Below are 12565 nucleotides of genomic sequence, written 5' to 3' on the forward strand. Positions count from 1 at the left end.
CTCCTTTTGTAAATACTGCAGCCCTAATTGAGTTTTAGTAAAGTGTGTAAAATAGTTCTAATAGTATTAATAGCAATAAAAATGACCTAAAGAAACTTGATTATCCTTTGACTTTTAAAAGACGTAAAGCATTTAATATTACGATAATAGCAGCCCCTGTATCGCTCAAAACTGCTAACCAAAGTGTAAGCCATCCAGGAAATATAAGAGCTAATGCAATAGATTTCACAATTAAAGAAAACCAGATGTTTTGTTTGATAATTGCTAATGCTTTTCTACTTAATTTGATCGTATGTGGCAGTTTTTCTAAATTATCTGCCATTAAAACGATATCAGCAGTTTCCATTGCTGTATCAGTTCCTGCGCCACCCATAGCAATTCCCAAATTAGCTGTGGCCAGTGCTGGCGCATCGTTTATCCCGTCGCCAACCATTGCTACTTTATGCCCTTCATTTTGCAATTGTTTGATTGCATCTACTTTATCTTCTGGCAATAGTTCAGCAAAATATCGATTGACATTCGCTTCTTTTGAAATCATTTTTGCTGTACCTTCATTATCACCCGTTAACATGACAACTTGATTTACACCTACTTGTTTTAATCCGTCCAATGCCTTAACAGTCATTGTTCGAATGGTATCAGAAACAGAAATAATACCCATTATTTCTTGTTGTGTACCGATTATCACTACTGTTTTTCCTTGACTTTGTATTTTGTCGACTTTGGCCTTAACATCACCCAAAAATATATTCATTTCTTCAAATAGTTTTAGATTACCAGCATAATGAACTTCTCCATCGATTGTTGCTTGAACACCTTTACCGACTATACTTTTAAACAACTCACCGTTTTTAGCCTGAACTCCCTTGTTTTTCGCATAGTCAACAATTGTTTTTGCTATGGGGTGTGTAGAGTAATCTTCTAATGTTAGTGCTATAGAAATTAAGTCGTCTTTTGACATAGCTAACGCATCAATTTCAAAAACTTTTGGCTTTCCTTCTGTTAAGGTCCCTGTTTTATCAAATGCAATGGCATTTATGGAGCCTGCTGTTTCTAGGAACGTACCACCTTTTATTAAGACACCATTCTTTGCTGCGTTTCCGATAGCTGAAACAATCGCAACAGGTGTAGAAATAACTAATGCACAAGGGCAAGCAACAACTAATAGTGCAAGTCCTTTATAAATCCATTCTCCCCAAGTACCAAAACCAAATAGTGGTGGTAGAACAATTACAATTAATGCCAAAACAAATACAATAGGTGTATAAATGCTGGCAAACTTATCGATAAATGCTTGAGTAGGAGCTTTCTGTTCTTGTGCTTCTTCAACCAAATGAATGATCTTTGATATTGTCGTATCTTCGACTAGCTTGGTGACTCTTATTTCAATAGAACCACTCTCATTAATTGTACCCGCATATACAGTATCTCCGATTATTTTATCGACTGGGATGGATTCTCCCGTAATAGGGGCTTGATTAACACTTGTTTCACCTTGAATAATTTCACCGTCTAATGGAACTCTATCACCGGGTTTAATAACAACGATCTCTCCAACTGAAACATCATCTACCGGCTTTTTAACTAACTCTGATCCAACTTTAATCCAAGCTTCTGAGGGTGCCAGGTCCATTAGGTTACGGATAGACTTTCTTGTTTGTTCAATCGACCTATTTTGAAGTGCAGTACCCAATGCAAATAACCATACTACTGTTGCACCTTCAAACCATTCTCCAATTATAGCAGCTCCAATTGCGGCAGCTGACATAAGAACATTCATATCTAGCGAACGGCTTTTTATAGCATAATAAGCGCTTTTTACGGGTTTATAGCCATTTATAACGATAGCAGTAGCATATAACATCGTTGTCAATAAGGGGGATATTCCATTATAAGAGCTAATAAAACCAAGAGCAATTAAAATACCAGAGAAAGTTATTAAACCATATCCTTCTTTGTTATTCGTAATTTCTGTAGGTTTGTTACTATTCGTAAGCAGCGAAGCTTTAAAACCAATTTTAGATACTTCTGAAATAATATTATCGACACTATTTTCGTGTTCCACTTTCATCTTTCCAGTTGAAAAATTAACACTTACACTTTTAACTGTTGGAATGGTATTTAGATGGGTTTCAATACTTTTAGCACAACTCCCACAATCCATTCCTTCAACATTGTAAGTTTTTAAATTTTTATTTTGTTTAAATGGTTCAATTGTATAACCGAGCTTTTTAACTTCATTTTCTACATTGTCAAAAGAAGAGCTATTCTTACCAACTACTTGCAATTTTGCAGTATTATAATTCACCTTTACTTCTTGAATGTCATTTAACCCACTTAAACCCTTCTCTATAGATAAAGCACAAGATGGGCAATCCATTCCGTATATGCGATATTCAATCTTTTCGCCTTTAATAGACGCTGTAGTATTATGAGGTATTTCTTCAACTTTATTGCTGCAACAACTTGATGTCTCCGTAATGGTTTCATCTTCTTTTTCGCTGCAACAAGACTTTATCTCTAATCCTTTAAGTGATTCTTTACTGCTACAACAGCTGTCCGTTTCTTTCACATTTGTTGCATTGACTTTTTCATCCTGAATATTGCAACAATCTTTATTATTATCAATCGTTAAAAGTTCTTTTTCATTTGAGTTGCAGCATTTGTCTGACATTGAATTCACCTTCCTAGCCTATATGATTTTCACAATAAGCAACATCATTTTTGACACCTTCAAGAACCACATCAAACATCGTTAATAAATCACGTACTTGTTGGTTCCGTAGGCCGTAATACACGTATTTCCCTTCTTGTCTTCCTACTATAATCCCACAGCCTTTTAAACATGCTAGGTGCTGTGAAATATTCGATTGATTTCCTCGTATGTCTTCCACTATTTGCGATACAGTCTTTTCATTATCTTTTATACATTCAAGTATTTGAATTCGTGTTTTATGCGAAAAGCCATGCAGGAATTTCACCTTCGTATCAAGATCCACTTTTAACATATAAGTACCCTCCTATTATATTAGATATCACTAATATGTTTTGTTGTTATCATATTAACAATCACTAATATGTGTGTCAAATATTAATACAGAGAAATTAAAATTTTCTATTGATAATAATTCAGAAATTAACGAAGTAAATAAGGACACAGAATTCGAGGTACAACTTACACCAACTATAATGGTAAACGAAACAATGATTGAGGACCCCTTTGACTGTCACTTTAGGCGATAATTTGCGCTTATTTTAAGTGTTATTTTGCACATCTAACTTTAAAAACCCAGCTACCTTCACATGGGAAGATTAGCTGGGTTTCTTAATTATTTACATCAAATCATTTAGAACTATTCTGATCGGTTTAGTAAAAAAGTGACTGCTCATTGTTCCGCAATAGGGAACTTTTATGGAATAACACGAATATTGTTTTTAAACAAATTATTTTCTTTCGACATTAATACGAACCAAAAAGAAAAACCTGTTTTAAAACAGGTTTTTAATCAAACTTTTTACAAGACAATCTTATATACATTTATTTAACAGCTTCTTTTAATTCCTTACCTGGTTTAAAAGCTGGAACCTTCGAAGCAGGAATCTGAATTTCTTCACCTGTTTGCGGGTTGCGGCCTGTTCGAGCTGCACGTTCACGTGTCTCAAATGTGCCAAAGCCCACTAGCTGAATTTTTTCCTCTTTAGACAGTGTATTCGAGATTGTTTCTAACAATGCCTCTACTGCTTTAGCAGCATCCTTTTTGCTTAACTCAGATTTCTCAGCAACAGCATCATAACAGATCCTTATACGTTTGTCATTTGCTAAAATTCGATAAAATGGCGGTAAACTCCTGTTTTTTGATTATATAACATGCAGAGATTCGCTCTCTGGTGAAATGAACGATATTTTTTATGTAACAGCCCTACTTTCAGTTTAAAGTTCCACACAATTATTTTTTAAAAATAATTGTATATAAATCTATCAAACTGGCAAAACTGATAACATATTCCCCTTTTTTGAAAAAGCATCTTCCTCTTTTTGTGGAGGTAGATGCTTTTTTTTTGACGTGTTTCTTCCTATTATATAGGTTTACTATCATCTACGATTCTTTCTTTAAAGCATCTAGTCTCCTATATAAAGCTGATCGGGATACATTTGTGATCTCACATATTTGTTTCACCGTCATGTTCCCCTCTTGATAAAGCTTGACTGCATGATTCATTCCAGCATGTTTGCCATGATACTTTCTTAATCACCCTTTCGTATAGGTTTAATGACTTCATAGTTTGCATCGCCCGTTTTCGTGATTCTTCAGAGTAGAATATGATTTCATGATTATCGCTGCCCATTATACCTCTCCCAAGAATTATTTTATTGTGTAGATCTATTCAGCTCACTTTTCAGTTTCTGATACTCCCTCCATCGACGATAAAAGGTGGCTTCGCTTATATTCGTAATTTTACAGATTTCTTTTACAGGTTTAGTGGTGGTTTCATGTAACTCCATCGCATGTTTGACCCCATCATGCTTTAAAGTAAATTTCTGTTTTTTTCCTTTGTATGTACCTTTTCTTTTCGCAATGGCAATTCCAGCTTGTTGCTTTTCTTTGATCATGGTTCGATCAAGTTCACTAAATGCAGACATGACGGTTAGAATAAATTTCCCTGAAGGAGTTCTTGTATCAATTCCTAGATTTAATATCACTAAATGAATACCACGTTCTTCTAATTCTTCAATTAACTCTAATAATTGTTTGGTGTTTCTTCCCAGACGATCCATTCTCGTCACGATGAGGGTGTCGCCCTTCACTAATTGATGGAGCAGTTGATTTAATTCTTCTTTTTGGTTTTGTATTCCCGATACTTTTTCTTGAACAATGCGATCGACTTTTGCCTCTCTCAATTGTTCGATTTGAGAATCTAAATTTTGATCAAAAGCAGACACACGTGCATACCCAAAAATCATAAAATTCCCCCTAAAACAGATAATCAAAAGACAAATGTATATGATAGTCAAATTATACAGTAAAATCAACACTCGGACAAACTATCAATAAGGTATACCCTATTGATAGTTTAGTAAACAACGATCCATCCATTCTCTTTCTATTTATTTATAAGGTCGTGCAAATCATCGCGTCAAAAATATGCAAAATAAGATGCGAAATAACAAATATTTATAATTAGATAGTGGTCCCTGTCACATAAAATGGTCATTTTTATGATAGTAAAGATAGATCGGGGTCCCTTTCAAGTAAAGTAAACTTGAGGAGATTATCTCATGCATCTAAGTTATTTTGTATGCGGGGACAGTTTGACGCTTACAAATAAGATGTAAAATAACAAAATAAAACGCTGTTTTCGTAAACTTTGTTGTTTTTTAAACTTCTTTTAAAGGATATGGTATTTTATGTTAAAATTAAAAAGAGTTAAAGATTTGGAGGATAGATATTTATGAGTGAACAAACGGCTAAAAGATTAAAAATCGGCTATCATACTTTTATAACTTTATTTGCGATAGGGGTTATTTTATCTTCAGTCTTAGGATACGAAGAAATGGAAAGAGCAACAATGTATATAATATTAGGTATATTTATTGGTTGGAGTAGCTTATTCCAGATTTTCAAAACTCTTAGGAAGTAATAACTACCTTACGAAACACTTCGCAATGTTTCAACTGTTGTATAATTTGATTTTTGACATGCACTGAATATTGCAGATAAATTGAGCCACTTATGCATAGTTTTGAGCCACCGATTGCGGAGCTGCTTGCCATTGACTGTAACGCCCGATTCTTTGCATTTGCTGGAAGGGGTTGGGGACCCACCAGCGAATGCTTAGAATCGGATTGTCCGTGTTATCATACTTGAGCAGGTGTGCCTCTTTGACATTATTTATTACAGACCTGCAATTGTTCCTCAACACGGACAAAAGTTAAGTCAATGGTGGCGGACAATAGTATCTGCGCTAATTATGGCAAAACATTGGCGGTGATTCTCCCTTCCGCAATTACTGGCTCAAACATCCGCATACAGTGGCTCAAACTGTCCGCATGTAACTGCTAAACTAAAACCACTTGACGGTGACATCTAGCCTTTGTGACCGTCAAGTTGTATCTTATCTGTCAGTCACACGTGATAAAAAGTCAAATCTCTTTCACCTTATACCTTTACTTTTCCAAAAGATTCAAGCTCTATAAACTTAGAACTAGTATAGTTTGGATCCATTTTCCGTTTTATTAATTTATAGAAATTTTCATTATGTGTTGAAATAATTATTTGCTTATTTAAGTCAGTTGTTATTGTCCTTAACAAATCGATAAACGATAATATATTTAGATTATCTAAATGTTGTATTGGGTCATCCATGAAAATAGAATCAACACCACTATTATCTTTTATTAGAGATCTAGCTAGAAAAATACTAAGTGATAGTATATTAACTTGGGCAGAACTAAAATATAATATTGGTGCTAATACATCTTTCTCATTCAAGGTTTTAATATGAAGTTCTGGTTTATCTTTCGTAAGATCAGACTCAAATTTAATATTATTAAAATCTGGGTGAGGGTCTATTCTTTGATAAACACTATTAATTGAGTCTAAATTAAATGCACTATTTATTTTTTCTTCGATACTTTTAACAATGGCATCCTTTATATTGGATAGTTCATCATTCGCCGTAACTAATTTTGATAATTTGCTTTCTAATTTTTCTTTTTTTGATTCCTTCTCTTTTAGCAGTATATTATTTTCAATATAATTATTATATTGATCTAATATCCCCAAAATATTGAATCCTTTGTCTATCTTTTCTTTATGGTTAAGAACTCTATTATATTCTGATTCAATTACTTCTCTTTCAACAGATTGTGAAGGAAATCTTTTAGTATAAACTTTATTATATTCATTAATAATCCCCTCGCAATCCTTAACAGACTGTAGCAAGCTCTGCTGATTATCTAGAACTTCAGTCTTATCATATCCTTTAAGTTCTTCAACTAAGATTTCATTTTCTTTATCAAGTTTATCTTTTATAATAAGGAACTTTGTAATTTCCTTTTTGATATCACTGATTTCCTCATTAATAAATTTAAGATCATAGTCAATATTTAATTCGTTTAATTTTTGATTAACTTCTTCTATAACTGGGTCATTTTTTATTTCTCTTTTGGTATTGTTGTTCGTGACGATTTGTTTTTCCGAATTACTAATTTGTAAGTCTAATTCCTCAAGTTTATTTTCATATACTTTTAATTGCTTTTTATTAGCATTTGTAACTTGATCATAATTTTTTAGTTCTTCTTTTAATTTAACTTTAATGCCATCTAACGAATCTACATCTCTATTATGAATATCAACTTTTAGGCGTCCAAAAAAAGTATTAATTTCTTTTATTTTTAAATTAGTATTTTCTTGACTATTATTTAATTTTCCCATTAACAATCTATTTAAGCTATTTTGTGTATCATTTTTTGCAATCCTTTTAGACAATGCTGTTATTTTATTTGATAAATGACCTTGAAACATTTGAAAAATCTCTGATATTTCTGATTCAATTAATGTAATTTCTTCTTTTAATAAATTTATTTTCTTTGTAATTTTTTCAAGACCAAAAGTATCATTAATATTTTGATTAACCTTCTTTACTAAGTCACTGTAATTATCATACTTTTTATTACATAACGGACATGATGATGTTCTTGTTTCTTGTATTATTTTTTTCCCGTGTTTTATTATTTTATTTAAGTCATCATTTAATTTTCCAAATTCTATATATTCCTTTTCAAGTAACTCTAATTCTTCTTTTTTAATATCAAGGTGTCTTGTTTTATTTTTTAATTTTTGAGTGTATTTAAGTATATCCTCTTCTTCCAAACTTTCGTTTATTATCGATTGAAGTTTATAATTACTTAAAGCTTCATATTTTTCCTTAGTTCTATTTAAAATCTTTACTTTCTGATTACGCTTTTCGATTATGTTTGATAATTTAGTTATTTTTCTGTTATTTTTGCCTTTCCTATCAATTAAGTTTTTGTATAAGGAAAAATTGGTATCCAAATCTTTAAAATCATTTTGTAATATCTCTTTTTCTTGTTGGGCAGTATTTAGTTGATTACTTAAGTCTTTTTTTAAATGTGTATAATCAGCTACCTGAATTTTCAAATTAGATATATGTTGAACTATTTTGTAGTTTGCTTTTTCTATTTCTTTTAACTGTTTATAAATGGCTGTATATTTTTCGTGATTTTTTTGAAGGAATCTATAATTTGAAAGTCGCTTATTTTGATTATGAATCTCAACAAGAATTATTTTATTTCTCTCTTCATTTTCGTTAGTTTTAGTATACTTTGCTAAAACAGAAGATAAGTGTTCAAGTTCCTTATTCATTTCTAATATGCTTCGTTTTTTTTCATTAACTAAATCAAATTTTCGTAATAAATAATCGTAATTAGTTAACTCCTCTTCATTTTTCGCCTCCATATTTTGTATATCTGACCTAAAATTTATTAATTTAGATATAAAATCTTCACTATTGGCTTGTTCTAAGTTTTTTAATTTTTTGTTTTTTAATGCTAAGTTATTTAATTTTTTTACTTGTTCATTAACTTCTTTAATTATATTTGGTCTCATAACCAAATTTTTAATCTCATTATCTACTTCTTCTATACTGTTATTAATATACTTTATTTCTTTCTCTGATTCTCTATGTAAAGAAAGTATTGTCTTATATAAAGTTGAATCATTAGATTCATCCCAGAAATTCGAAAGTGTATCAAACCGTTCCCTTGGATTTGAAAAACGCAAAAATGAGTCGATTTTATCTTGACCTAAAATATATTTTGTTGAAAAAGTAGATAAATCGTAATCATTAAAGATTGACGATCTAAAAGTTATATCACCTTCAGAGTAATCTGATTTTCTACCAAATTTACCAAGTTCCTTCGTAATTTTCTCAAAAACATAATCGTTTTCGGTTATTACCTTTACTCTTCCCACTTTTTTTTCACTGTTTATGTTCTTTAATATATTTCCTTGTTCACTATCAGCGGTATTTTTTACTACACTATTATTAGAAATCCTATTGATTTTTCCAGTAAACAGCCATTCTACTGCATCATAAAAAGAAGTCTTACCATAACCATTTGGTGCGTATAATACAATTAGATTGGCAACCTCACCTTGTTTGTCAGTAAAGTTAAAAAACTGTCTTTCCTTATATGCTCTAAAAGCTTCTAACTCAATCCCTTTTATTTTAAGGTTCATTTTAACACCTCTAAATATTTATTAAACAAATCAGAAGGTTTATCATTGTATTCAGTTATTATTCTATACACTTCTTTGTGTTTTTCCCTTAAAAAGGCATGAATACTCTCTTCGTTTTTATCCCTTTTATCTTTTTCTAATTTGAGATAGAAAAGTTTTTCAAAAACTATTTTTTCAATATCTTTCTCAGAGAGAGAATCAGCAATTTTATCAACAATTAATTTTCTAGAAGAAAACTTATTTTGCTCAAGGAAGTATCTATACTCATTATTTACTTGTTCTCTAACAATAAATAATATATATATATTCCATATTTCTATATCTATCTCAAGGTTACTCTGAAAATAAAGCGCTATATCGCTACTAACTCTTTCCCAAACTTTTTCTAATTCTTCTTGATCCTTGCAGACAATAGTAAAAATATGAATCTTATAACCCTCCTCCTTTTTAATCCAGCAATCAACAATATCAAAGATTCCATTACTGCTTTGAATTTTAATGCTATCTACAACTCCCTTATCCTTAAGGAACATTATTAAACACCTCCTTGATACAATTCTTTAAGTTTTCCTCTAATTCAGGGATATTTTCTATATCATCAAATTCCGCAAATTTGTCCAGGAATAAATCGATATGTATTATTTCTATGTCTTTTGAGTGTTCAGGATTATCGATATCTATACCATCTTCAATTAACTGGTCTCTTTCCCCACTATCTATGTGCCTTAGGACCTTTTTAGTTCTTTCTTTATTATGACTTTTTCTTCCTGGAGCACTATTTTTTGTGTTAACTACGATGATGTCATTACTTTCTAAATCATCATAATTATTAACAAATAGTTCCATTATACATTCGGATAAATTATTAAAAGGTGTAAAAAACATTTTTACTTTATGTTGTACCTGCTCTTTAGCTCTGGTTAGATCAATTCTGTCCTTAGTAGGTATGAGTGTAGTATCCATGTAATAGTAAGTTAGGAGAGAAATCCATCCTTCCCATAGTATTGGATTTAAAAGTTCTTCTTCTATAAATTTGTTGTTAGGGAGGTATAATTTTTGATTGTATCTATCAATAATATTTCTTGGTGTAAGATCTAGTAATTGTTTAGCATTCCTTTTTAATAAGGGCTTAATTCTTCCTTCATTTCTATTAAACGCAGTACCGATATATTTTTCAAAACTTAGTATTTCTTCAGGAACTAGTAATGGAAGCCCCTTTTCCTTTAATAATTCATTAATTAATGAAATACCTAATCCTAACAGACTTTTGTAAGCACCGCTTCCTTCTTTTAGCTCCGTAAAGATACCTGTTAGATATAATCTATTATTTCTTTCTATATAAATACCAGATCCTGATAAGCCAACAATTGTTTCTGAAGTAGTGTTAAATACATCACTTATCTCAGTATGAGGTATGAATTCTATTATTTTATGAATTTTATGATAAAAATTAAGAGAACAACTTAACTTTTGTCCCATCCACTTAGTATCTGGATCTTCTAGAATATTAGGAAATCCATACACTCCAAGGTTACTATTTTCTATCGGTTTAGATACTAGGATAATTGGCACTTCTTCAATGTATTCTATTTTTATAACAGCTAAATCATAGGAGTCATGTAAGTAATAGTCTAATACTTTAAGTTGAATTTCATTGTCACCATTAAATTGAAAAATTTTAATATCTTTCAAGTTAAATTCTTGCGGTACGTCTTCTTTTCCTTCAAGACAATGTTTAGCAGTTAAGACATAAGAATAATCATTAGTATGTGGTTGAAATAAGCAGCCTGACCCACAAGAATCTATACAATGGATTTGAACAGCTAGTTTTTCATAATTTGAGTAAATATCCATTATTTAACCTCCACTGTATAATCATTTTCCTCAGATAAAAAGAAACAATTTATATTAAAGTGTTCACACTCTTCTTGAGAGAAAATTTTTCTCATATTGCTATAATTAAAATAGAAATTAATTGGTTGATTCATAGTACAAATAATTTTAGCTAGACTTTCTTTATTCGGTAACCCATGTTTACTACCGTCTGTACTTATTAAATAATTTGTACAATCTAACATATTTAACAACTCAGTATTAGTGTTCCTTTTACTTCCATGATGAGATACTTTTACTAAATCAACTTTTAATTTATTACTTTCTGAATACCCTAGATTCTTTAAGCTTGATATTATTATAGAAGGATGGGAGTCTCCTAACATAAGCAAACTATGTCTTTCATACTCAAGTAATATTGCTATACTACTTTTATTAAATATTGAAGTATCTTCTTGGAAGGATAACTCATTTAATTCTAAAATCGATTTGTGATAGTCTGTTATAAATGACATCTTTCTTTCTTTACTTTTTTGTTTTCTTAACCTTAAGAGTTCTCTTTCCCACTTGTCATTCAAGTCGTTAATTGTTTCTAAGTCAGGTGATAAAACTTTAATTTTCATATCACCTATTTCCTTTATTTGATCAGATATGACTACATCTTTACTCCAATGATTATTTTTTTCAATTTCTTTCTCTAATGTCATCCCCTGTCTTACACTCATTTTTCTTGAAATAGGAGTTATTACTATCCCCCTTGAGCCCTTACCACAATTATCCTTAAGATAGTTAGAAATTATTTCTCCCGAATTAAACCAAACATCCTTAATTATGGATTTATCAATTTTTTCATCTTGATATAACCTTATAATTCCAGATATATGGTCGTCATCAATATGTGTAAGTATTAACAAATCTATATTTGAATTATTATCTTTTAATTCTTTAAACTCTTCCTTTAATTGATGATGGCAAACAATACCCTTTCCACCATCAATTAATATATTTCTATCTTTTTGGTCTTTAATTTTGATTAAGAAACAATCACCATTTGCTGCTGGTAACATTTTCACAAAAATAGACATTAAATCATCCGCCTTGGAAATTTACTTATATTGGTAATGTTTATATTATAATATATTTAATAACACAATTTAAGACCAAGAGTTTTGTAACAAGTTTCTGTTTGTATCAATATGGTCTACTTTATTGAGAATAAATCTGTTTAAGGTTTTACAACGGTTTGGAACGCCTCATATACATGTATCAAAATAGAAATTATCATTTTATCGTTGTTAAAACATCAACAGCTCTCAATCAAAATTGCTTAACTTTGTAAATCCGCATTTTCCTGACCCTTCCCCTACTTTAAAGAGGTTTTACGAGGCTAGGGATATCTAAAAATTCAATTCATATACCATAGTTTTCAGACTTATCTAGAAGTTATACAATTCGATCTAGTCAACCCT

General features: G+C 30.8%; 9 protein-coding genes and 1 pseudogene. 1 reads left to right on the forward strand and 9 read right to left on the reverse strand.

The features are described 5' to 3' along the window. Window positions 1-100: 100 nt before the first annotated feature. The 5 genes and pseudogenes from DS031_RS17690 to DS031_RS17710 all read right to left on the reverse strand — a co-directional run bounded on the left by DS031_RS17690 (window position 101) and on the right by DS031_RS17710 (window position 4963). The gene (locus DS031_RS17690) at window positions 101-2674 is read right to left on the reverse strand and encodes a heavy metal translocating P-type ATPase (RefSeq protein WP_113807389.1); all 2574 of its coding nucleotides are present in this window, start codon (window positions 2672-2674) and stop codon (window positions 101-103) included. A gap of 13 nt (window positions 2675-2687) precedes the next feature. Next, complete coding sequence (locus tag DS031_RS17695; RefSeq protein WP_113807390.1) at window positions 2688-3008, reverse strand: ArsR/SmtB family transcription factor; 321 nt, start codon at window positions 3006-3008, stop codon at window positions 2688-2690. A gap of 530 nt (window positions 3009-3538) precedes the next feature. Next, a complete protein-coding gene (locus tag DS031_RS17700) occupies window positions 3539-3805 on the reverse strand; it encodes an HU family DNA-binding protein (protein ID WP_113807391.1) in 267 nt (88 codons plus the stop codon). Between the two features lie 292 nt (window positions 3806-4097). Then, window positions 4098-4250: pseudogene (locus DS031_RS17705) on the reverse strand (helix-turn-helix domain-containing protein); the annotation flags it as partial. A gap of 119 nt (window positions 4251-4369) precedes the next feature. Further along, window positions 4370-4963, reverse strand: coding sequence for a recombinase family protein (locus DS031_RS17710; RefSeq protein ID WP_113807392.1), 594 nt, complete (start codon window positions 4961-4963; stop codon window positions 4370-4372). Window positions 4964-5451: 488 nt separating this feature from the next. Between DS031_RS17710 and DS031_RS17715 the strand changes: the two genes are divergently transcribed. Beyond that, window positions 5452-5640, forward strand: coding sequence for a hypothetical protein (locus DS031_RS17715; protein ID WP_113807393.1), 189 nt, complete (start codon window positions 5452-5454; stop codon window positions 5638-5640). A gap of 518 nt (window positions 5641-6158) precedes the next feature. Here DS031_RS17715 and DS031_RS17720 read toward each other — a convergent pair. Genes DS031_RS17720 through DS031_RS17735 form a run of 4 tightly spaced genes read right to left on the reverse strand, consistent with a single transcriptional unit; the run spans window position 6159 to window position 12181 of the window. Further along, window positions 6159-9263, reverse strand: a complete 3105-nt coding sequence (locus DS031_RS17720; RefSeq protein ID WP_113807394.1) for an AAA family ATPase — start codon at window positions 9261-9263, stop codon at window positions 6159-6161. Next, complete coding sequence (locus DS031_RS17725) at window positions 9260-9796, reverse strand: ABC-three component system middle component 1 (protein ID WP_113807395.1); 537 nt, start codon at window positions 9794-9796, stop codon at window positions 9260-9262. Before DS031_RS17725 ends, DS031_RS17720 begins: the two co-directional genes overlap by 4 nt. Beyond that, window positions 9786-11117 (reverse strand): ABC-three component system protein, encoded by a 1332-nt coding sequence (locus DS031_RS17730; RefSeq protein ID WP_113807396.1) that lies wholly within the window; start codon window positions 11115-11117, stop codon window positions 9786-9788. Before DS031_RS17730 ends, DS031_RS17725 begins: the two co-directional genes overlap by 11 nt. Further along, a complete protein-coding gene (locus tag DS031_RS17735) occupies window positions 11117-12181 on the reverse strand; it encodes a ComEC/Rec2 family competence protein (protein WP_113807397.1) in 1065 nt (354 codons plus the stop codon). Before DS031_RS17735 ends, DS031_RS17730 begins: the two co-directional genes overlap by 1 nt. Window positions 12182-12565: the final 384 nt, after the last annotated feature.

The organism is Bacillus taeanensis, assembly GCF_003318295.1.
GTDB lineage: Bacteria > Bacillota > Bacilli > Bacillales > UBA6769 > Maribacillus > Maribacillus taeanensis.